Here is a 22161-nt window from a genome sequence, read left to right as displayed (position 1 = left end):
CGTAGGGGTTAAGGCGTTGCGCAATGAATCGCAAGTGAGTCGTGCTGCAACGCGGCGGTCGGCACAGCACCACTTGCCAAAATTGCGCGTCCACGCCAAGCCTTGCACGTCATGCAAGGGGGTGGGGATATGCTTGATCTGACAGTGGCGGGATGGATTCTGGCGGTGATTTCGGCGACGGCTGTCGGCTTGTCGAAGGGGGGATTGGCGATGGTGGGAATCATCTCGGTCCCGTCGATGTCGCTGGTGATGTCGCCCGTTCAGGCAGCGGGTCTGCTTTTGCCGATCTATGTGATTTCCGATGTCGGCGGGCTGCTGGCCTTTCGCCGTGACTTTGATTTGCGGGTGCTGGCCTGTTCGTTGCCAGGGGCAATGGTCGGGATATTTGTCGGCTGGGCGACGGCGTCTGTCGTGCCGGTCTGGGGCGTGACGCTGATTGTGGGGGTCATCGGTCTGGGCTTTGCGCTGAATGCGTTGCTGCGTCCGCGGCTGGATAAGGCGCCGCGCCGTCCGTCGCTGTTTGCAGGCAGCCTTTGGGGCAGTCTGGCCGGATATACCAGCTTTGTCAGCCATTCCGGCGCGCCCTTATGGCAGGTTTATGCCCAGCCGTTGCGCCTGTCGCCGTTGATCTTTGCGGGTACCACGACGTGGTTCTTTGCTGTGGGCAATTGGGTCAAGCTGATCCCCTATGCGCTGTTAGGGCAGTTTTCATCCGCCAATCTGGCGACTGCAGCCGTGTTGATGCCGGTCTCGCTGGTGGCGGTTTGGGTCGGCCTGCGGGTGGTCAAGATCATTCCCAAAGACCTGTTTTACAAGCTGATCACATGGGGCCTTTTGCTGGTTTCCCTACGTTTGATCTGGCAGGCTTTCGCAAGCTGACGCCGCACTGCGGCAAGTTTTATATTGCGATTCATGCCGCGTCGCGGCAGTCTGACGCAACTTTGTTACCCAGAGGATGCCATGGCCCGCCCTTACCGTTCCGTTCTGTATATTCCCGCCGCCAACGACCGCGCCATGGAAAAGGCGCGGGGTCTGCCCGCCGATGCAATCATTTTCGACCTTGAGGATGCCGTTGCCCCCGATCAGAAAGCCGCCGCCCGCCAAGGGTTGCAGCAGGCTTTGTCACAGCATTACGGCCCGCGCGCCCGTATTCTGCGGATCAACGGGCTGGCCACCGAATGGGGCAGGGATGATGCGCGGGCCTGTGCAAAGCTGGCCGATAAGATCGACGCCGTTCTGATCCCCAAGGTGGACAGCCCGCAGGATCTGGATGCCATTGCCGACCTGATCCCCGACACGCCGCTTTGGGCGATGATGGAAACGCCCTTGGGAATGCTGAACGCCGCCGCTATCGCCGTGCATCCGCGTTTGCAGGGGATGGTGATGGGCACCAATGATCTGGCAAAAGATCTGGGCACCCGCTTTTGCGCCGACCGCCTGCCGATGATGGCGGGGCTGGGGTTATGCCTGTTGGCGGCCAAAGCGCATGGGGTGGTGATCATCGACGGGGTCTTCAACGCCTTCAAGGATGACGATGGGTTGCGCGCCGAATGTGATCAGGGCCGCGATATGGGTTTCGACGGCAAGACGCTGATCCATCCTGCCCAGCTGGAGATTGCGAACCAAGCCTTCGCCCCGACAGATGCCGAAATCGACCTTGCCCGCCGCCAGATCGACGCATTCGATGATGCCACCGCCCAAGGCAGGGGTGTCGCTGTCGTCGATGGCAAGATCGTCGAGAACCTGCATGTCGCCACCGCACGCGACATTTTGCAAAAGGCGCAGGCGATTGCGGAAATGGCGCATTAAGCGCAAGGTGCCGTCAAACGCATTCCAGCAAAAGGAAGCCAGATGCTGATCCTGATCCTTGGTGTTGCCCTGTGGTGGGCTGCACATCTTTATAAACGCGCGGCACCTGCCCAACGGGCCGCAATGGGCGGTAAGGGACGCAAGATCGTCGCCGGATTGCTGGCCTTGTCGATTCTGCTGATGATCATCGGCTATCGCATGGCGGACGGTGCGTTTTTCTGGGGCCCCAGCGCGCCCTTGGTGGGCATCAACAACCTTCTGGTTCTGGCGGCTTTCTATATGTTCGCCGCATCGGGCATGAAAACCCGTGTCACCGCCTATACCCGCCATGCAATGCTGTGGGGCTTTTCGCTTTGGGCCGTCGCGCATTTGGTGGTCAATGGCGATACGCCGTCATTCATTCTGTTCGGCGGCTTGCTGGTCTGGGCGCTGGTTGAAATGCAGGTCATCAACCGCGCGTCCGAATTGGTCCGCCCCACCGGTCCCTTCCCGATCAGGAAAGAGATGATGGCTCTTGCAGGCGCAGTGATCGTCATGCTGGTTGTCGGCGCAATCCACGGCCTTATCGGCCCCTCACCCTTCGGAGGCGCATGATGCCCACCCTTTACCGTTTCATCACCGATGACGACACATCGCAATTCTGCCATCGCATCAGCGAGGCTTTGTCCAAGGGCTGGGCGCTGCAGGGCGATCCCGCCATGTCGTTCGATGCCGCACGTGGTGTCATGCGCTGCGGTCAGGCCGTCACCAAAGAGGTCGAGGCGGAATACCATCCCGACATGAAGCTGGGGCAGCAATGACCAAGACCAATGCCGGACGGTTCTTCGATGATTACACCCTTGGTCAGGTCATCCGCCACGCCTCTCCGCGCACCATCGCAGAGGGCGAGCGGGCGTTGTATCACGCGCTTTATCCGATGCGCCATGCGCTGTATTCATCCGATGAATTCGCGATCTCTGTCGGCTTGGATGGCAGTCCGCTGGATGATCTGCTGGCGTTCCATACGGTCTTTGGCAAAACCGTTCCCGATATCAGCCTGAATGCCATCGCCAATCTGGGTTATGCCCAAGGGCGCTGGCTGCAGCCTGTCTGGCCGGGCGACACGCTGCGGGCCGAAAGTCAGGTGATCGGGTTAAAGGAAAACTCGAACGGAACATCGGGCGTGGTCTGGGTGCGGACCTGCGGGCTGAATCAGGTTGACGAACCGGTGCTGGATTACGTCCGCTGGGTGATGGTACGCAAACGCGATGCCAGCAGCCCCGCACCCACGACGGTCATTCCCGATCTGCCCGATGCGGTCACGGCCAGCGATCTGGCCATCCCGACCGATCTGGATTTCACCGAATATGACTTCAGTCTGGCGGGGGAACCGCATTGCTGGGGCGATTACGCCATTGGCGAACGCATCGATCATGTGGACGGCGTGACCATTTCCGAGGCTGAACATATGCTGGCCACCCGCATGTGGCAGAACACCGCCAAAGTGCATTTCGACGCGACCCATCGCGAAGACGGCAAGCGTCTGGTCTATGGCGGGCATGTTATCAGTCTGGCGCGGGCGCTATCCTTTAACGGGTTGGCCAACGCGCAGATGATCGTGGCACTGAACGGTGGCACCCATGCGAACCCCTGCTTTGCAGGCGATACCATCCGCGCATGGTCCGAGGTGCTGGACAAAGCCGAAACCGCTGCCCCGGGCGTCGGTGCCATCCGCTTGCGTCTGGTCGCGACCAAGGGCGACAGCGCGGAATTCCCGTTGCACGGTGCTGATGGCAAATACCTGCCGCAGGTGCTGCTGGATCTGGATTACTGGGCGCTGATCCCGACGAATGGCGACTCGGTCCACTGACAAGGACTTCGGGTCCGACCTGTCAGGGGCAACCGGACATGGCACGGCGTGAACTGCGCCCTGCCATGTGATCACACGCTGTGCAGCTGTGATCACAAAGGCGGAAAACCGCGGCATTTCATCACGCGGGGTGGTATCTGTCCGTGACAGGTGCCAATATCAGGATCAATAAAGGCGCCAATCGCCAGCCCGCGCGGCCAGCCCAGGATGTCTGCCTTAGGGTATCTGCGACGGGATAAGCCAGAACCGACATAGGAGGGCCGACTATGGCCGACGTGAACCGGGGTAACCGGCCGCTTTCCCCCCATCTTCAGGTCTATCGCCTGCCGTTGCCGGCAATTACCTCCATACTGACACGCATTACCGGCCATGCGCTGGTGGCGGGCATTCTGTTGCTGGTCTGGTGGCTGGTTGCCGCTGTCAGCAGCCCCGATGCCTTTGCAACCGCCGACTGGGTCCTGCGGTCCTGGCTGGGCTTTCTGATCATGACGGCATCGACTTGGGCGCTGTGGTTCCACGCGCTGTCGGGTGTCCGTCACCTGTTCTATGACAACGGTATGGGCCTTGAGATCGAGGACGCCAAACGCGCCTCTTGGGGCATCATCATCGGTTCGGTCGCGCTGACCGTGCTGAGCCTGATCATCTTCTTCATCGGCTGAGGGCAACATGCGGTACATCACACCACGTAAAGCGGCCCAAGGTCTGGGCTCGGCACGCGCCGGCACGGCGCATCACCAAAGCATCACGATGAGCAGCTATGCGCTGATCATCCTGACCCCGTTGTTCCTGATTGCCGTGGGCGGCGCCATCGGCCTGCCTCAGGATCAGGTTATGGCGCACTTCGGACGTCCGTTCCCCGGCATCATCACTGCGATGTTTGTGATCGTGGGAATGCTTCACTTCATCAAAGGCTCTCAGGGTGGGGCGATCGCGGATTATGTCCACGGCAAGACCCAGCAACTGACCATGGTTGCCATCGCAATTTTCGGCTGGGGCGTTATTGCCGCCGCGATCTTTGCACTGGCAAAGATGGCCTTCACCACCCCAGCGATCTGAGGACGACATGGCTGCATACGAAATCCAAACGCATGAATATGACGTCGTCGTGGTTGGCGCTGGTGGCGCAGGTCTGCGCGCGACGCTTGGCATGGCTGAACAGGGTCTGCGCACCGCTTGCGTGACCAAGGTCTTCCCGACCCGTTCGCACACCGTTGCCGCACAGGGCGGCATCGCTGCGTCGCTGTCCAACATGGGGCCCGACAACTGGCAGTGGCATATGTATGACACCGTTAAGGGCTCGGACTGGCTGGGCGACACGGACGCCATGGAATATCTGGCGCGAGAGGCCCCCAAAGCCGTTTACGAGCTGGAACATTACGGCGTTCCCTTCAGCCGCACCGAAGATGGCCGCATTTATCAGCGTCCTTTCGGCGGCCACACCACCGAATTCGGCGAAGGCCCCCCCGTGCAGCGCACCTGCGCCGCTGCCGACCGCACCGGCCACGCCATCCTGCACACGCTTTACGGTCAGTCGCTAAAGCATAACGCGGAATTCTTCATTGAATATTTTGCGCTGGACCTGATCATCACCGACGGTCGCTGCACCGGCGTTGTCTGCTGGAAGTTGGACGACGGCACCATGCATGTCTTCAACGCCAAGATGGTGGTGCTGGCGACGGGCGGTTATGGCCGCGCCTACTTCAGTGCAACCAGCGCCCATACCTGCACCGGCGACGGTGGTGGCATGGTGGCCCGCGCGGGTCTGGCCCTGCAGGATATGGAGTTCGTGCAGTTCCACCCGACCGGCATCTATGGCTCGGGCTGTCTGATCACCGAAGGTGCACGCGGCGAGGGTGGTTACCTGACCAACAGTGAAGGCGAGCGTTTCATGGAACGCTATGCGCCGACCTATAAGGACCTTGCCAGCCGCGACGTGGTCAGCCGCTGTATGACGATGGAGATCCGCGAGGGTCGCGGCATCGGCGCAGATCAGGATCACATCTTCCTGAACCTGATGCACCTGCCGCCGGAAAGTCTGGCCGAACGTCTGCCGGGTATCAGCGAGTCGGCGAAAATCTTTGCGGGCGTTGATGTCACCAAGGAACCGATTCCGGTGATCCCGACCGTGCATTACAACATGGGCGGTATCCCCACAAACTATTGGGGCGAAGTGCTTGCGCCCACGGAAGAAAACCCCGATGCGACCTTCCCCGGCCTGATGGCTGTGGGCGAGGCTGGTTGTGCATCGGTCCATGGTGCGAACCGCCTTGGCTCGAACAGCCTGATCGACCTTGTGGTCTTCGGACGTGCCTCAGCGATCCGTGCGGGCGAAGTCATCGACCGCGAGGGTGCCGTTCCCGCCACCGACCAATCACAGGTCGATAAGGCGCTGGCGCGGTTTGATGCATTGCGCAACGCCAACGGATCGACCCCGACGGCTGTCCTGCGCGACCAGATGCAGCGCACCATGCAGGCCGATGCTGCTGTCTTCCGCACCGACGCCACGCTGGCCGAAGGTGTCCAGAAGATGGAAGCCATCGCTGGCAAGATGGACGACATCAAGGTCACGGATCGCGGTCTGATCTGGAACACCGACCTGATGGAAGCGCTGGAACTGACGAACCTGATGCCGAACGCATTGGCGACCATTGTCGCTGCCGAAGCGCGCAAGGAAAGCCGTGGCGCGCATGCCCATGAAGACTATCCCGAGCGGGATGACGCCACATGGCGCAAGCATTCGCTTGCACGTGTGGACGGGAACAAGGTTAAACTGGACTATCGTCCCGTCCACCTTGACCCGCTGACCACTGTCGAACAGGGCGGCATTGACATGAACAAGATCGCTCCGAAGAAAAGGGTTTACTGATGCGCTTCAATCTTATCGCCGCCTTTGGCCTGACCGCCGCCACGCTGGCGGGCTGCGTTGCACCGGTTCCGGTTGCCGGCCCCGCCGTGCCATCGGCACCGGTGTCCACGCCCACCACGCCGACGGTTCTGGATGCAGCATCGCGGACCGTGGCCCGCAATGTCGTGAATTCGGAAATGCAAAAGCGCCTGCCGGGCGTGGACGTGTCGCCCTACACCGATTGTGTCGTCAACAACGCCTCGACGGCTGAACTGATCGACATCGCACAGGCATCGCGCGCCGGCGCAAGCGGAACGGCAGATAGCGTTGCATCGATCGTGTCGCGCCCCGCCACGACGCAATGCATCGCCTCGGCTGCCCGTTCGGCCTGATGGTATGACGGTGCAGGCAACCCCCTTGGCTGCGGTATCGCTTCTGGCGATGCTGTCGGCTTGCGGTCCGATCCCTGTGGATCAGGCCGAAAGGGTTTGCCTGCGTGACGCCGAATTGGCCCGTGCGCCGCAGACGGATATGTCTGTGGGTATTGGCACAGGTTCGGGCGGAACACACAGTTTCGGCCGGATCAATATGCAGATCAGCGGTGATTACATTGCCGGTCGTGATCCCGCGCAGGTGTTTGACGATTGTGTCATGCGCCGTTCGGGTGAAACGCCGCAGCGCGGTTTGGGCGAACAACCCGGCTGGCAGGGGCGGGCCTGATGCAGCAGGACAACGACCAGAACCCGATGCGTCCCCTGATCGTGCATTTCGGGGTGCAAAAAACCGGCACAACCTCGCTTCAGCGGTTCTTGAAGCTGAATGCCGACAGTATCGCCGACCAGTTGATCATCCGCACGCCCGAAGAAGGGACACCCATGCGTCCTTTGGGTCGCGCGGCCATTGCGGCCAGCCTTGGCGACAGTGACGATCTGCGCAAAGCCCTGCGCGTTGCATTCGAAGACGTGCTGGACACCATTCCCGACGGGCCGCAGGGCGTGCTGCTAAGCCATGAAAATCTGGCGGGTGCCATGCCGGGAAATGCTGGTGTGACGCGTCTTTTTCCCGCCCTGCCGCGCTTGCTGAAGGTGCTGGATACGGTCGCACATGCCCGCGGTTTCGATCCGCATTACGTATTCTACACGCGCAAGATGGATGCGTGGAAATCCTCGGTCTGGGCACAGGCGGTGCGGACCGATGGCTATAGCGACACCCGTGACGCCTTTCTGGCGCAGGTTGCCGATCTGCCCGGTTGGGGCGATCTGGAACGCCGCTTGACCAAGGTGTTGGGCAAGGACCGCGTCACCCGCCTGATGCTTGGGGCGGAAACCCATCCCGACCGTCCGGGGCAACAACTGCTGGCGCTGGCCGGAATGCCGGCTGCGCGTATCAATGCGTTGCCGCCGTTGCAAGGCCGCGCGATGGAGCGTCTTAACGACGGCTCGACCGAATTTCTTCGCCGGCTCAACGGGCTGGCGCTTAATCCCCATGCGCGGGGCAAGGTCGTTGATCTTGTCTCGCAATCACAAACTCTGTTCACGGCTGACATGCCGTCCGAAGGCACTCTCTGAAAGGAGCACCCAATGGTCCAGTTCACGCTACCCAAGAACAGCCAGATCCGCGTTGGCAAGACCTGGCCCAAGCCCGAGGGCGCGACCAACGTCAAGAAGTTCAAGATCTATCGCTGGGATCCGGAAACCGGTGAAAACCCGCGTCTGGACACCTATTTCATCGATCTGGACAAATGCGGTCCCATGATGCTGGACGCGCTGATCAAGATCAAGAACGAGATCGACCCCACGCTATCCTTCCGCCGGTCCTGCCGTGAAGGCATCTGCGGATCTTGCGCAATGGTCATCGACGGCGGCAACCACCTTGCCTGTATCTATGGCATCGACGAGGTTGCGGGCGATGTCGCCATCTATCCACTTCCACATTTGGCCGTGGTCAAGGATCTGATCCCCGATCTGACGCATTTCTATGCGCAGCATGCCTCGGTGAACCCCTATCTGCAGACGAAATCACCTACGCCCGGTAAGGAATGGAAGCAGTCGATCGAAGACCGCAAGAAGCTGGACGGACTTTACGAATGCATCCTCTGTGCGTCCTGTTCGACGGCTTGCCCGTCCTATTGGTGGAACGGCGATCGCTATCTCGGACCGGCCGCGCTGTTGCACGCCTATCGCTGGATTGCGGACAGCCGCGACGAAGCCACGGGCGAGCGTCTGGACGAGCTGGAAGATCCGTTCAAACTGTATCGTTGCCACACGATCATGAACTGCACGAACACTTGCCCCAAGGGTCTGAACCCTGCCAAGGCGATTGCGTCGATCAAGCACATGATGGTCGAACGTTCGGCCTAAGATATCACCAAGGGGCCGCGTGCCCCTTGGACCTGTCATGCAAAAGGGCCAGAGGTTTTAGCCTCTGGCCCTTTTTGTTGTCGAATGGCTGGATCAGCCTTCGATGCGCGTAAAATCCGCAACCTGACGACCGGCTTCGCGAATCCGCGACAGCAAGTTCAAGCGGTTGCGACGCACGATCTGGCTGTCGGTATTGACCTGCACAGCCTCGAAAAAGGCGTCAATGGGGGTGCGTAGGGCCGCAATGGCAGCCATGGCAGCGGGGAAATCCTCGGACATCATGGCAGCTTTGATCGCGGGTTCGGCTGTGTCCAATGCGGTGAACAGGTCGCGTTCCTGATCGGTCTCGGCGAATTTTACATCCGCGCCATAGCTGTATTCGACGCCGTCCTTTTCCTCGGCCTGCGTCAGGATATTGCTGGCGCGTTTCAGGCCTTGGGTCAGGTTCTGACCATCGGTCGTGGTCAGCATCGCATTCAGCGCCGTGGCACGGTTGACCACCTGCACTAGATCATCATTCCCATCCTGCGCCAGCACCGCGTCGATGATGTCATGACGGATGCCTTGGTCGCGCAGATAGACCTTGAGGCGGTCGTGGAGGAAGGAAAGGAGATCGCGCACCTTCTCTGGCTGACCGGCAAGGACATCGGCCCGCATCTGCGCGACTACGCGTTCGCGGTCATTATGCGGAACGTTCTCGTCCTCCATTCTTACGAAGGAGCTCAGGGGTTCTTCTGCATTCCAGCTTTCGATGGAATGGAGTAATGGCTTCGAAATGCCGCTGCCGAGAATGAGGGGGGCATCTTCAAAGCTGTTAATGAACCGGTCCGCTTCAGCACGACGGAAGGGGTGGGGTAGAACCGAAGAAAAAGCAACTTTTTTGCTAGAGGTTAGCACCAATCGGAGCACCCCCAAAGCCGAACGACGCAATGCAAATGGGTCTTTCGATCCCGTCGGCTTTTCGTCGATGGCCCAGAAGCCTGTCAGCGTGTCCAGCTTGTCAGCCAGCGCAACGGCGACCGAAACGGGGGCGGTGGGGACCTCGTCCGAGGGGCCGAGCGGCGAGTAATGGTCGCGGGCGGCTTCGGCGATGGCTGCGTCGTGACCTGCGGCAAGGGCATAGTAGCGGCCCATCGTGCCTTGCAGTTCGGGGAATTCGCCGACCATGGCGGAACGCAGGTCCAGTTTCGCCAGACGCGCCGCCTGTTCGGCCTGATCGGGGTCTGCGCCGACCAGCGGGGCGATTTCACGCGCCAAGGCAGCGATACGGGCGACGCGGTCTGATTGCGACCCCAGTTTGTTGTGGAATGTGACCGAATTTAGGCCATCGGCCCATGCCGTCATTCCGGAATTGGCTTCGCGCAGGTCGTTTTCATAGAAGAAGGCGGCGTCGGACAGGCGGGCGGCCAGAACGCGCTGGTTACCGGCCAGAATCGTCGCGCCGTCATCGGGTGTTTCGATATTGGCGACGGTGATAAAGCCTTCGATCCGGCCCGTCTTGGGATTGCGGGTCGAGAAGAACTTCTGGTGCTCCTTCATCGAGGTTTGCAAGACCTCGGGGGGAAGGTCGAGGAAACGGTCCTCGATCACGCCCATCAGGGCGACGGGCCATTCGACAAGGCCCGCCACTTCGGACAGCAGGCCGTCATCTGGGACGACGGTCCAGCCGCGGGCGAAGGTCAGGTTGTCGCATTGCTGGCGGATTTCCGCTTCACGTTCTTCGGCGTCCAGCATGACGCGGGCGCGGCGCAGTTTGGTGGCGTAATCGTCGAAATTGTTGACGGTGAAAGCATCGGGGGCCATGAAGCGGTGGCCGCGCGTGGTGTTGCCTGCCGTGATCCCATCGACGGTCAGATCGACGGTGGTGGCGCCCGCCTCATCCGACAGGATGCACAGGATCGAATGCAGCGGGCGAACCCAACGCAGCGAGCCAGAACCCCAACGCATGGATTTCGGCCAGGGGAAGTTGCGGATCGCATCCTCCAGCACCTCGGCGACGATATCGGCGGCGGGGCGGCCTTCTTTGGTAATCGTGGCGAACCAGACCTGACCCTTCTTGTCATCGCGCGCTTCCAACTGGTCGCGGGTCAGACCGGTGGAGCGCAAAAAGCCCTCCAGCGCCTTTTCGGGGGCGTCGGTGCGGGGGCCTTTGCGTTCTTCGCGGGTGGTGGGGCTGTGGTCGTTCAGCCCTTCCACGGTCAGGGTCAGGCGGCGCGGGGTGCTGAAGGCACCGGCGCTGGCATAGGTCAGACCGGCCTGAACCAGACCATCCGTCACCACACGTTTCAGATCCGCACGGGCACGCGCTTGCATGCGGGCAGGAATTTCTTCCGAAAAAAGCTCGATCAGCAGGTCGGCCATCAGTCCATCACTCCGCGTTCCGGGGTTTTGTCGTTATATTGGTGCCATCCAAAGACGCGGCCGTCGGGATAGACGGCCAGCACGCGGTCCACATCGGGCCGGATTTCGGCCTGTGACAGGACACCGCGGGCGGCACCGGATTCCAGATCGGCACCGATCTGCTGGGCGTCGAAACAATCGAACCAGCCGGGGGCGATCAGGGGTGTAGGGTCGTCAAAGGGCACCACATCGGTGGGCATATCGGTCACAACCGCGCAGGCCCGCCACCGTAGGGGGGAACTGTCGGCGTCGATGCCTTCGAAACCGGTCAGGGCCAGCGCGGTGACGCCGGCATCCGTGGTGATATCGATGCGGGCATCGGGGCCTTCAGTGTCGATACGGTCGTAATAGCCGTATTCCTGCGCATACCACATGCCTCCGCCCGCCGCGATGGCGGCCAGCGTGATGGCAGCGGCTGCGACTTTGCCCCAGTTCATGCGGTGGCACCGCCTGCATCTGTGGTCAGGAACAGATCCGCGCAGCCTTTGGACAATGCCCGCACGCGGCCGATATAGGCCTGACGTTCGGTCACGGAAATCACGCCGCGCGCGTCCAGCAGGTTGAACAGATGGCTGGCCTTGATCGCCTGATCATAGGCGGGATGCGCCATCGGAATGCGGCGACCGGCACTGTCGGTTTCGGCGGCGCCGAGGATACGGGCACATTCAGCCTCGGCGTCCTTGAAGTGCTGGAACAGCATCTCGGTATCGGCCTGATCAAAGTTCCAGCGCGAATATTCCTGTTCGGTCTGGCGGAAAATATCGCCATAGGACAGGGGAGTCGGGCTGTCCGGGTCGTTGAACGGCATATCCATGACATGTTCGACGCCCAGCACATACATCGCCAGACGTTCCAGACCATAGGTCAGCTCGCCCGAAACCGGTTTGCAATCATGCCCGCCGACCTGTTGGAAATAGGTGAACTGGCTGACTTCCATGCCATCGCACCACACCTCCCATCCAAGGCCCCACGCGCCGAGGGTGGGGGATTCCCAATCATCCTCGACGAAGCGGACGTCATGGACCATGGGGTCCAGACCAATGGCGCGCAGGCTGCCCAGATACAATTCCTGCAGATCGGGCGGCGATGGTTTGATAATCACCTGATACTGATAGTAATGCTGCAATCGGTTCGGGTTTTCACCGTAACGCCCGTCGGTGGGGCGGCGCGAGGGCTGGACATAGGCTGCGGCCCACGACTTGCTGCCCAAGGCGCGCAATGTGGTCGCGGGATGGAAGGTGCCTGCACCGACCTCCATGTCATAGGGCTGCAGGACGGCACACCCTTTGGTCGCCCAATAGGTCTGCAGACGCAGGATAATTTCCTGAAAACTGCGGGGTTGGTTTGGGCTGGTCATCGGGCCATCCTTTTGCGTAGATCGGGCGAGGCTTTTGCGTCTTCTAGGCGCGTGAATGAACAGGGTCAATAAAGGCCCGCAGGAAGACATCGAAGGAGGCTGCGATGCGGCGGTTAGCGGTAATGGTTCTGGCGGCAACGCTGCCCGGGGCGGCGATGGCGCAAGATGCGCTTATCCGGCTGGAGGCAAAGCAGACGGCGGATGTCGCGGCAACCTCGGCGGCGGGCTGGGCCAAGCAGTTCGATGACGTGGTGACGTTGCCCCTGCAGGGCGGCTGGACGGGGATTGCCCTTGGGCCGATGGACCGCGATGCGGCCTTGGCGCGGCTGGCCGATCTGAAGGCCAAGGGCGTGGTGCCCGCAGACAGTTTTGTCACCGAAGCTGCCGCCGGAACCGAACTGACCCCGTTGGGTGATGCCCCTGTGGCAGCGGCGACCGAACCTGTGCCTGCGCCCCCTGTCGGCAGCTATCTGCAGTTAGAATCCTTTCAGGACCGCGCCGAGGCTGACGCTGCCCTGACCCGCAACCGTCAGGAATTCGCCGGTGCGGGACTTTGGGAACTGCCGAACGGCTGGTTCACCATTGCCATCGGCCCTGTCGAGGAAGATGTCGCCCGCGCGTGGCTGCCTGTTCTGAAAGGGGCCGAACTGATCCCCAAGGACGCATTGGTGACCCAAGCCGCCGATCTGGGGCAGGCGCTGGATAAGGGGCAGGCACCCGAATTGGGCGCTGTGGGTCCGTCAGAACCCATGCCGCCCTTGGATCAGGTCCAGCGTGCGCTGCGTTGGGCGGGGTTTTACGACGGCCAGATCGACGGTCGTGACGGCCCCAAGACCCAAGCGGCCATCAAGGCCGAAATCGCCACGGCCCGCGTCAGCACCGATGCGGGCACGGCGATGCGCCTTCTGGCCGAACGGCGCGATGAATGGCGTCAGACGATGGGGCTGGAAACGCTGGATGATGCGGCAACCGGCCTGACCCTGACCGCGCCGATGCAGGCGCTGACCTTTGATCGCGCCGAACGCGCATTGTCCATCTATGGTCCGGCCAACGGGTCGGGGGCGGCGATGATCCTGTTCAGCCAACCGGGTGGTCAGCAAGAGCTGCTGGATCTGGCCGGTCTGGTCACGGCGCTTGGATGGGTGCCGTCACCCGAACGCATGATCAAGCGCGGGCATGTCACCTTGGCCGGTGAAAACAACGATCATATCGGGGCGGCAGAAGGCTGGGTCCGTGATGGCCGTGCCGAAGGCTATGTCCTGATCTGGCCGGTGGCCGACCGTGACAACCAACCACGCGTTCTGGCCGAACTCAGCGACAGCCTGACCCGCAAATCCCCCGGCCAGAACGAGGAAATGGGCCCCGCGCCCCTGCCGGTCGAACCCGAACCAGCACAATAACAGGCGGCCTCAGGGCCGCCAGAATCTGGGCATCAGCAGAACAAGGACGGACACCAGCTCCAACCGTCCCAGATACATGCCCAGAATCATCATCCATTTGGCCGAGGTCGGAAAATCAACGACCGAGCCGTTGGGCGATACCTCGGGCCCCCAGAGGGGACCGATATTGGCAATGGCCGTCCATGCGGCGGTCAGCGCCGTGCGCGGATGCAGCCCTGTCAGTGCCAACCCCACGATCAGCAGGCCGAAGGTCAGCATGAACAGGGTAAAGAACCCCATCACCGAATCGACAATGCTTTTGTCCAGCGGCTGGCCTTCGTAACGCAGGGGATAAACGCGGTGGGGCGAATGCATGCGGCGGATCTGGGCGCGCACAGCCTCTAGCAGGACCAGATAGCGGAAGATCTTGACCGAACAGCCGGTCGATCCGGTGCAGCCGCCGATCAGCCCCACGATGATCAGCAATGTCAGCGGCAGATGCCCCCATGTTGTCATATCGGTCGAGGCGAACCCCGTGCCCGAAAACACGGAAATGGTGTTGAACACCGTTTCGCGCAGCATTTCCCCGACGTCGCTGTCCTGACCCAGATAGACCAGCCGGTAGATCATGATGATCGCGCAGACATAGCAGATCCAGCGCAGATAGGTCCGCACCTGCCGGTCCTGCCACAATGGCACATGATTGCCCCGCAGCGCCTGCACCAGCCGGATAAACGGCACCGAGGCCATGACCATAAAGACCGATGCCGCCCATTCCGGCCCCCCCAGATAGGTGCCCATACTGGCATCGTAATTCGAAAACCCGCCCGTCGAACAGGTGGTCAGCGCATGGATCACCGCGTCAAAACCAGACATGCCCAGCAACATGAAGGTGATCGTGCAGGCACCGGTCATCAGCAGATAGACCATCGTCATTTCGGTCGCGATTTCGCCCGCGCGGGGCAGGACCTTGCCAAGGGTGTCGAACCCCTCGGACCGGAAAAACTGCATGCCACCGACCTTCATCACCGGCAGGAAGACCATCGCCACGACGACAATCCCCAAGCCGCCGATCCATTGCAGCAACGCGCGCCACAGGTGGGCGCCATCGGGCATGATGTCCAGTTCGGGAAAAACCGTGGTGCCGGTAGTGGTAACACCCGACATCGCCTCGAAATAGGCATCGACGATGCTGACATGGGGCTGGCCCAGAATAAAGGGCAGCGCGCCGAAGACCGGCAAGGTCGCCCAGATTCCCGAGGTCAGCAAAAAGGCCTGCTGGATTTTCAGGGTCTTTTGTTCGCCGCGCGTGGCCACGACCACAAGCAGTCCCGAAACAATCGTGATGATCGCGCATTCCAGAAAGACCTGCCAATGGGGGTCATTGTTCCAGATATCGACCAGCATCGGCGCAAGCATGAACCCGCCCAATGCGATGACGATTTTTCCAATCGGATGGGCAACGGGTCGCAGATCGATCATGCCACCTGATTGCAGCGCCCCATGCTGGCCGTCAAGCACCCGCGACGTCAGGTGATGCGCTTTTGCGACGGGTGATTGACATATCAAAGCCTGAATATAACGTACCGAAGAAAACTGGTGAGGTCGTATTTTGAAAATCCGCAGCGTGATGCAGGCCATGCCGATCCTTGACTGGGGGCGGCGCTATGACGGTGCAATGCTGCGCAATGACCTGATCGCGGCGGTGATCGTGACCATCATGCTGATCCCGCAATCGCTGGCCTATGCGATGCTGGCGGGCCTGCCGCCCGAGGCGGGGATCTATGCCTCGATCCTGCCGATCATTCTGTATGCGGTGTTTGGCACCTCTAGCGCACTGGCGGTCGGTCCGGTGGCGATTGTATCGCTGATGACGGCGGCGGCGGTGGGGCAGGTGGCCCAGACGGGGACTGCGGGCTATGCGGTGGCGGCGCTGACGCTGGCGGCGCTGTCGGGGGTGATCCTGCTGGCGATGGGAGTGTTCCGGCTGGGATTTCTGGCTAATTTCCTGTCGCATCCGGTGATCGCGGGGTTCATTTCGGCGTCGGGCATCCTGATTGCGGTGGGGCAGGTCAAACACCTTCTGGGCGTCAGCGCATCGGGTGATACCCTGCCCGCAATGCTGATGTCGCTGGGACAGCATCTGGGGCAGGTCAACATGCAAACGCTGGTGATCGGGGTGGCCGCGACGGGGTTCCTGTTCTGGGTCCGCAGGGGGCTAAAGCCTGCGCTGATGCGGGCGGGCCTGTCGCAGGGGGCGGCGACCATTGCCACCCGTGCGGGGCCGGTGGCGGCGGTTGTGCTGACCACGCTGGCGGTCTGGGGGTTGGGCATGGACGTCAAGGTGGTCGGCACGGTGCCCCAAAGCCTGCCGCCGCTGACATTGCCATCCGTTGATCCGGCGCTGATCCGGACGTTGCTGGTGCCTGCGCTGTTGATTTCGGTCATCGGGTTTGTCGAATCGATCAGCGTGGCGCAGACCTTGGCGGCCAAGCGTCGCCAGCGCATCAACCCGGATCAGGAACTGATTGGATTGGGGGCGGCCAATCTGGGGGCGGCCTTTACCGGCGGCTATCCGGTGACAGGTGGTTTTTCGCGGTCGGTGGTGAACTTCGATGCCGGTGCGGAAACCCCTGCGGCGGGGGCGTTTACGGCCATCGGGCTGGCGGTGGCGGCGGTCGCCTTGACGCCGCTGGTGCATTACCTGCCGAACGCCACATTGGCCGCGACCATTATCGTGGCGGTGCTGTCACTGGTTGACCTGCGCATCCTGCGCCACGCATGGGCCTGCAGCCGCGCCGATTTTGCCGCTGTGGCGGTGACCATGGTGCTGACGCTGACCTTGGGTGTGGAAACCGGCGTTTCAGCGGGGGTGATGCTGTCGGTGGCGCTGCATCTCTATAACACCTCGCGCCCGCATATCGCCGAGGTGGGGCTGGTTCCGGGCACCCAGCATTTCCGCAATATCCTGCGCTATGATGTCACGACGCATCCGGCCCTGCTGACCATCCGTATCGATGAAAGCCTGTATTTCGCCAACGCAAGGATGCTGGAGGACCGCGTGCTGGACCGCGTGGCCGGCGATGCGGCGATCCGTGATGTTGTTTTGATGTGCTCTGCCGTGAACAGCGTCGATCTGTCGGCGCTGGAAACGCTGCATGCGCTAAATGCGCGGCTGGCCGATATGGATGTGCGTCTGCACCTGTCCGAGGTGAAAGGCCCCGTCACCGACCGCCTGTCGCACAGCCCTTTGGCGCGTGATCTAACGGGACAGATATTCCGGTCGCAATGGGACGCGGTGGCCGCGCTGACACCGGCGATTTGCCAGTCTGCGGCAAGGGCAACCTGAACGTGTAAGAATCAATTCGGGTCTATCGGCCCGATCTGGACCGCTGGCCCTTGATTGGCCCCCCGCGGCACGTTACCTTTTGTTTAACTTGTCATCGGAGGGCGTAACATGACGCCCAAGCGTCCTGCGGGTGCAGACGCGTTCCCGATAAAAACGGTAGAGCCGTCAGGCACCCTGAAATCCGAGGAGGGGGCGCTGTATGCTGCCCTCGACCTTGGCACAAACTCGTGCCGGATGCTGATTGCCCGTCCAACGGGCAGCCAGTTCCAGGTCATCGACAGCTTTTCCAAGCCCGTGCAGCTTGGTCACGGGCTGGAAGCTTCGGGACGTTTGTCCCGCGGGTCGATGGCGCGCACCATCCATGCGCTGCACGTGTGCAAGCGCAAGCTGGATCAGCATAAGGTGCAGAATATGCGCCTTGTGGCCACAGAAGCATGTCGTCGTGCCCGCAACGGGCGCGATTTCATGCGTTCGATCCGTCGAGACACCGGCCTGCCGATCGAAGTGATCGGCGCCGAGGAAGAAGCACGTCTGGCCGTTATTTCCTGCGCGCCCCTGGTCAGTCACAAGACCGAGACGCTGATGGTTGTCGATATCGGCGGCGGGTCAACCGAACTGGTCTGGATCGATCTGGAAGATGTCGAACCCAAGGAACGTCCACGCGCGATCATGCGGCTGTCGGACGGTTTCGGCAATCCGCAGCCCGGTGGGGCGCGGGTGGTCGACTGGATCAGCGTTCCCTTGGGCGTGGCAACCTTGCGCGACCAATTCGTCGATGTGCTGGACGATCAAGCGCGTTTCGCCCTGATGAGCTGGTTTTTCGAGGAAGCCTTGGCCAATTTCAGCCCCTATGCCGACGGATCGCCGGATGACGGTTTCCAGATCATCGGCACCTCGGGGACTGTGACGACGGTGGCGGCCAGTTTCCTGAACCTGCGCCGCTATGACCGGACCAAGGTCGACGGGCTGGAAATGACCAGCGACCAGATCGACCGTGTGATCCATTCCTATCTGCAACTGGGGCCGGACGGTCGCCGTGCAGACCCCCGCATCGGCCGCGAACGTCAGGCGCTGATCATGTCGGGAGCGGCAATTTTGCAGACGTTGATGCGTGTCTGGCCGACAAATAAGCTGTCGGTTGCCGATCGTGGCCTTCGAGAGGGGTTGCTTTATGCCCAGATGGTGCGCGATGGGGTGTTAAAGCCTGACGGACTGAACGGAGTGGCATAATGACGAAACAACCTATCAGCCGGGCAGGCAAGACAAGCGGGCGCGGCGCACGGGATCTGAAGGTGCGTGTGAAAACCGCCAAGGGTCGCAAGATGTCCAGCAAGCTGTGGCTGGAACGGCAGCTGAACGACCCTTATGTCATCCGCGCCAAGCGCGAAGGCTATCGCGGGCGGGCGGCCTATAAAATTCTGGAACTGGACGACAAATACCGCTTCCTTGTTCCCGGTGCCCGCGTGGTCGATCTGGGCTGTGCGCCCGGCGGCTGGTGCCAGATTGCCGTGGCACGTGTGAATGCATTGGGCGAAAAATCCGGCAAGGCCATCGGCACGGTTCTGGGGCTGGACCTGCAAGAGGTCGATCCGATCGTCGGCGCGGACATCCATGTGCTGGATTTCCTGTCCGAAGGGGCAGATGATCTGGTCAAGGGTTGGCTGGGCGGGCCGGCCGATGTGGTGATGTCGGACATGGCCGCATCGGCATCGGGTCACAAAGGCACCGATCACCTGCGTATCGTTGCCTTGGTCGAGGCTGCGGCCCAACTGGCCTTTGACGTCCTAGAGCCGGGTGGAACATTTGTCGCCAAAGTTCTAGCAGGCGGTGCTGAAACCGACATGCAGATCATGCTGAAGAAGAACTTTGCCAAAGTGGTGAACGTCAAGCCGCCCGCCAGCCGCAGCGATTCGTCCGAAAAATTTGTTGTCGCGACCGGCTTTTATGGCCGCAACCGTCACACCGACCCCGAGGCTGGCGAAGACAGCTGACGCATCTGCGCCCTGAACACCTCGGGTGTGCGGCCCGTTGCCTCGACGAAGGCACGGGTCAGATGGGTCTGGCTGGCATAGCCCAGATCGACTGCGATGCGGCCCATTGGCCGGTCGGTGTGGCGCAGCAGTTCGGCGGCCCGTTCCAGACGTAATTCATGCAGTAACTCGACGGCGCGACGGCCTTTCGCCTCTTGGCAGGCGCGGTCAAGCTGGGCCAGCGTTGTGCCCAGATCCTGCGCTGTGTCGGCCAATGTCCTTAGCGATCCCAATTCGCGTTCCGAAATGGCAAGGAACTGGTCCACCAAGGGCCGGTCGACCGTTGCTTCCTGCTGGCGGGTGACCTGATGCTGTTCGGGGTCCAGTCTGGACAGACGCAAGGACAACAGGTTCAAATGACATGTCAGGGCATGCCGGTCAGGTGCCGAGGTTGCCTCGGCCACCAGTTCCTGCAGATTGACCAACATAGCGGGGCCGGACTGTCCAACGCTGCCTGCCGTCATGCTTTGGGGCAGGGCGGGATCGACGTCGGTCGTCAGTTCCGGTGAAATCGTCAGCACATGCCCTTCGGCACCTGTCTGCGGAACTGCGGAAAAAGCGGTGCCCGACGGGATATAACGTATATCACCGGCCCCCAGCAGAACCGAATTGCGTGGCAAATCCAACCGCATGCTACCTTGGGTCACCCAAATCAGCGTGTGGTCGGGACGCGTGCGGGGGCGGACCGGGTTACCGGTGCTGCCCCAAGTGAACGCGCCCAAGGGGAACAACCGCAGGCTGGCTTTGCGCGGCGCATAACGGCGCGATAACGGCGTGACCCGTACCGCCAATGCATCGGGCACAATGATTCGTCCCGCCGGCGCAGCCCTTCGCAACCATGGGGTGCGACGTGTGTGTGGCATACCGGCATCAGGCACTGTTGCTGCCGTGACATCCACCTGTGCGTCCGCTGTCCGGCCCTGTGGCCGGAGGCGCGTCTGGGAGAATGGAAATCCCCCCGTCCAGCCTGTGCGTTCCCAAAGTGACATCTTGATACGTTCCCAAGTAGGATAGGCGGATTATTGCCCATATACAAGGAAACTCAAGAACCCTCTTTTGGTTTCACAAAGCCTTTGACGGAGACAGCCCATCGTTGCCGGCTTGCCACATATCCCAGTCCTTCATGCGGTTCCGGAACCAGATCCGCTGCGATTTTGCGTATTGCCGCGATGCGATGACCGCCAGCTGTGTCGCCTGCGCCAGATTGGGACCGCCTTGCAGATGCGCGACCAGTTCGGGGGCGCCGATGGCCTTGGCCCATTGGCGGGCCGGGTCCCAATGCGGCAACATGGCGCGCACTTCTTCCAACGCACCCTCGGCCAGCATGATGTCGAACCGGCGTGCAATCCGCTTGGCCAGCCAGTCGCGGTCGGATGTGATGACGATCCGCTGGCAATCGCGGGGCGCGATCAGCGGGGGCGGGGTATCGGCCTGCCAGTCGGCAATGCCGCGACCGGTGGCCTGCAACACCTCCCATGCGCGCTGGACGCGGACGGGGTTCTGCAGGTCGATATTGCCGCGGGTGGCGGGGTCCAGTGCGTCGATCATGGATTGCAGCCCGCCTGATTCCCGCAGTCGCGCATCTGCGGTTGCCCTGATTTCGGGCGGCGCGGCGGGAATTTCGGCAAGGCCGCGTGTCAGGGCGGTCAGGTATAATCCGGTGCCGCCGACGATAATCAGCCGCTGTCCGGTCAGTTCACCAACCTGCCGCAACCAGTCGCCGACGGAATAGCTTTGGTCGGGGGTGACATGGCCATAAAGCGTATGGGGCGCAATGTTTTCATCGGCTTGGGACGGACGCGCGGTCAGGACGCGCCAGCAGGACCAGACCTGCAAGGCGTCGGCATTGACGATCAGCCCGCTCTGCGCCTGTGCCACCGCCAGTGCCAGCGCCGATTTGCCGCTGGCGGTCGGGCCTGCGATCAGCAGGTGGCGCGACGCGTCAATCTGTGTCAGGTGAGAATTCAGCATGGGCCATCCGGACAGTTGATCCTGCGGGTCTTTTGCGACATTTAACGGCGCGATGAAAGCGACCCGGCGATAGGAGCCCCAGATGACCACCGAGACACCAAAGCAATATGGCCGCGTGATGCTCAAAATCTCGGGCGAGGCGCTGATGGGCGACCAGGGCTATGGCCTGCATCCGCCCACCGTCGCCCGCATCGCCAATGAGGTCGAGGCCGTGCAGGCCATGGGCGTCGAAGTGTGCATGGTGATCGGTGGCGGCAATATTTTCCGCGGCCTTCAGGGCAGCGCTCAGGGCATGGAACGCACCACCGCCGATTACATGGGCATGTTGGCGACGGTGATGAACGCGCTGGCCATGCAGGCCGCGCTGGAAACCAAGGGTCTGCATTGCCGCGTGATCAGTGCCATCCGTATGGATGAGGTCTGCGAGCCCTATATCCGGCGCCGCGCCATCCGCCATCTGGAAAAGAAGCGGATCGTGATTTTCGCGGCAGGCACGGGCAACCCCTATTTCACCACCGATACCGCAGCGACCCTGCGCGCCAGCGAAATGAACTGCGAGGCGATCTTCAAGGGCACCAAGGTCGATGGTGTCTATGACAAGGACCCTGTCAAGCACGCCGACGCCAAGCGTTACGGCAACGTCAGCTATGACGAGGTGCTGCAAAAGCATCTGGGCGTGATGGATGCCTCTGCGATTGCGCTGGCCCGCGACAACAAGCTGCCGATCATCGTCTTCTCGCTGGACCAGTTGGGCGGGTTCCGGACCATTCTGGAAGGTCGCGGCACCTATACCCGCGTTCACAACTAAGACC

At 61.6% G+C, this 22161-nt stretch carries 23 protein-coding genes; 17 read left to right on the top strand and 6 right to left on the bottom strand.

Features of this window, described 5'->3' with window-relative positions; translation table 11 throughout:
- The first annotated feature begins 129 nt into the window (after window positions 1-129).
- From DWB67_RS01560 to DWB67_RS01505, 12 genes are all read left to right on the top strand, one after another.
- Window positions 130-879, top strand: a complete 750-nt coding sequence (locus DWB67_RS01560; protein ID WP_182911458.1) for a sulfite exporter TauE/SafE family protein — start codon at window positions 130-132, stop codon at window positions 877-879.
- An 81-nt stretch (window positions 880-960) separates the two neighbouring features.
- Window positions 961-1809, top strand: coding sequence for a CoA ester lyase (locus DWB67_RS01555; protein ID WP_119805730.1), 849 nt, complete (start codon window positions 961-963; stop codon window positions 1807-1809).
- A 42-nt stretch (window positions 1810-1851) separates the two neighbouring features.
- On the top strand, window positions 1852-2403 hold the full coding sequence (locus DWB67_RS01550) for an NnrU family protein (protein ID WP_119805729.1): 552 nt from the start codon (window positions 1852-1854) through the stop codon (window positions 2401-2403).
- Window positions 2403-2609 (top strand): DUF1737 domain-containing protein, encoded by a 207-nt coding sequence (locus DWB67_RS01545; RefSeq protein WP_119805728.1) that lies wholly within the window; start codon window positions 2403-2405, stop codon window positions 2607-2609. The genes DWB67_RS01550 and DWB67_RS01545 overlap by 1 nt, the downstream gene beginning before the upstream one ends.
- Window positions 2606-3658, top strand: a complete 1053-nt coding sequence (locus DWB67_RS01540; RefSeq protein ID WP_119805727.1) for a MaoC family dehydratase — start codon at window positions 2606-2608, stop codon at window positions 3656-3658. The genes DWB67_RS01545 and DWB67_RS01540 overlap by 4 nt, the downstream gene beginning before the upstream one ends.
- A 266-nt stretch (window positions 3659-3924) precedes the next feature.
- Window positions 3925-4317 (top strand): succinate dehydrogenase, cytochrome b556 subunit, encoded by a 393-nt coding sequence (gene sdhC / locus DWB67_RS01535; RefSeq protein ID WP_119805726.1) that lies wholly within the window; start codon window positions 3925-3927, stop codon window positions 4315-4317.
- Window positions 4318-4324: 7 nt separating this feature from the next.
- Window positions 4325-4714, top strand: coding sequence for a succinate dehydrogenase, hydrophobic membrane anchor protein (locus DWB67_RS01530; RefSeq protein ID WP_119805725.1), 390 nt, complete (start codon window positions 4325-4327; stop codon window positions 4712-4714).
- A 7-nt stretch (window positions 4715-4721) separates the two neighbouring features.
- The gene (sdhA, locus tag DWB67_RS01525; RefSeq protein WP_119805724.1) at window positions 4722-6524 is read left to right on the top strand and encodes a succinate dehydrogenase flavoprotein subunit; all 1803 of its coding nucleotides are present in this window, start codon (window positions 4722-4724) and stop codon (window positions 6522-6524) included.
- Window positions 6524-6895 (top strand): hypothetical protein, encoded by a 372-nt coding sequence (locus DWB67_RS01520; RefSeq protein WP_119805723.1) that lies wholly within the window; start codon window positions 6524-6526, stop codon window positions 6893-6895. Before sdhA ends, DWB67_RS01520 begins: the two co-directional genes overlap by 1 nt.
- A gap of 10 nt (window positions 6896-6905) precedes the next feature.
- Entirely contained in the window at window positions 6906-7223 is a 318-nt protein-coding gene (locus tag DWB67_RS01515; RefSeq protein ID WP_255418503.1) for a hypothetical protein, read from the top strand.
- The gene (locus DWB67_RS01510) at window positions 7223-8071 is read left to right on the top strand and encodes a hypothetical protein (protein WP_119805721.1); all 849 of its coding nucleotides are present in this window, start codon (window positions 7223-7225) and stop codon (window positions 8069-8071) included. The genes DWB67_RS01515 and DWB67_RS01510 overlap by 1 nt, the downstream gene beginning before the upstream one ends.
- 12 nt (window positions 8072-8083) lie before the next feature.
- The gene (locus DWB67_RS01505) at window positions 8084-8863 is read left to right on the top strand and encodes a succinate dehydrogenase iron-sulfur subunit (RefSeq protein WP_119805720.1); all 780 of its coding nucleotides are present in this window, start codon (window positions 8084-8086) and stop codon (window positions 8861-8863) included.
- Window positions 8864-8956: 93 nt separating this feature from the next.
- Here the strand turns inward: DWB67_RS01505 and glyS are convergent, their stop codons facing one another.
- The 3 genes from glyS to DWB67_RS01490 are packed head-to-tail and all read right to left on the bottom strand — an operon-like array spanning window position 8957 to window position 12620.
- Window positions 8957-11224 carry a glycine--tRNA ligase subunit beta gene (glyS, locus tag DWB67_RS01500; protein ID WP_119805719.1) on the bottom strand — a complete coding sequence of 756 codons (2268 nt, stop codon included), beginning with the start codon at window positions 11222-11224 and terminating at the stop codon, window positions 8957-8959.
- Window positions 11224-11700, bottom strand: coding sequence for a DUF6446 family protein (locus DWB67_RS01495; protein WP_119805718.1), 477 nt, complete (start codon window positions 11698-11700; stop codon window positions 11224-11226). Before DWB67_RS01495 ends, glyS begins: the two co-directional genes overlap by 1 nt.
- Window positions 11697-12620: a glycine--tRNA ligase subunit alpha gene (locus tag DWB67_RS01490; protein ID WP_119805717.1), complete on the bottom strand. Its 924-nt coding sequence runs from the start codon at window positions 12618-12620 to the stop codon at window positions 11697-11699. Before DWB67_RS01490 ends, DWB67_RS01495 begins: the two co-directional genes overlap by 4 nt.
- 104 nt (window positions 12621-12724) lie before the next feature.
- Here DWB67_RS01490 and DWB67_RS01485 point away from each other — a divergent pair, with 104 nt between their 5' ends.
- Window positions 12725-14020, top strand: a complete 1296-nt coding sequence (locus tag DWB67_RS01485) for a peptidoglycan-binding protein (protein WP_119805716.1) — start codon at window positions 12725-12727, stop codon at window positions 14018-14020.
- Window positions 14021-14029: 9 nt separating this feature from the next.
- On the opposite strand, the gene DWB67_RS01480 is transcribed toward DWB67_RS01485, so the two are convergent.
- On the bottom strand, window positions 14030-15481 hold the full coding sequence (locus DWB67_RS01480; protein ID WP_119806144.1) for a TrkH family potassium uptake protein: 1452 nt from the start codon (window positions 15479-15481) through the stop codon (window positions 14030-14032).
- 148 nt (window positions 15482-15629) lie between these two features.
- Here DWB67_RS01480 and DWB67_RS01475 point away from each other — a divergent pair, with 148 nt between their 5' ends.
- From DWB67_RS01475 to DWB67_RS01465, 3 genes are all read left to right on the top strand, one after another.
- Window positions 15630-17348 (top strand): sulfate permease, encoded by a 1719-nt coding sequence (locus tag DWB67_RS01475; protein ID WP_182911478.1) that lies wholly within the window; start codon window positions 15630-15632, stop codon window positions 17346-17348.
- Between the two features lie 108 nt (window positions 17349-17456).
- A complete protein-coding gene (locus tag DWB67_RS01470) occupies window positions 17457-18578 on the top strand; it encodes a Ppx/GppA phosphatase family protein (RefSeq protein ID WP_119805715.1) in 1122 nt (373 codons plus the stop codon).
- The gene (locus DWB67_RS01465) at window positions 18578-19339 is read left to right on the top strand and encodes an RlmE family RNA methyltransferase (protein WP_119805714.1); all 762 of its coding nucleotides are present in this window, start codon (window positions 18578-18580) and stop codon (window positions 19337-19339) included. Before DWB67_RS01470 ends, DWB67_RS01465 begins: the two co-directional genes overlap by 1 nt.
- Here DWB67_RS01465 and DWB67_RS01460 read toward each other — a convergent pair.
- On the bottom strand, window positions 19306-20181 hold the full coding sequence (locus DWB67_RS01460) for an AraC family transcriptional regulator (protein ID WP_182911457.1): 876 nt from the start codon (window positions 20179-20181) through the stop codon (window positions 19306-19308). The two genes, DWB67_RS01465 and DWB67_RS01460, sit on opposite strands and share 34 nt — an antisense overlap.
- A gap of 259 nt (window positions 20182-20440) precedes the next feature.
- The gene (miaA, locus tag DWB67_RS01455; RefSeq protein ID WP_119805712.1) at window positions 20441-21349 is read right to left on the bottom strand and encodes a tRNA (adenosine(37)-N6)-dimethylallyltransferase MiaA; all 909 of its coding nucleotides are present in this window, start codon (window positions 21347-21349) and stop codon (window positions 20441-20443) included.
- 82 nt (window positions 21350-21431) lie between these two features.
- On the opposite strand from miaA, the gene pyrH reads away from it, so the two are divergent.
- The gene (pyrH, locus tag DWB67_RS01450) at window positions 21432-22157 is read left to right on the top strand and encodes a UMP kinase (protein WP_119805711.1); all 726 of its coding nucleotides are present in this window, start codon (window positions 21432-21434) and stop codon (window positions 22155-22157) included.
- Window positions 22158-22161 lie beyond the last annotated feature (4 nt).

The organism is Paracoccus sp. JM45, assembly GCF_003590715.1.
Classification (GTDB): Bacteria; Pseudomonadota; Alphaproteobacteria; order Rhodobacterales; family Rhodobacteraceae; genus Paracoccus.
Note: the sequence above shows the minus strand (reverse complement) of the source record. Positions and strands in the feature narration are given on the sequence as shown.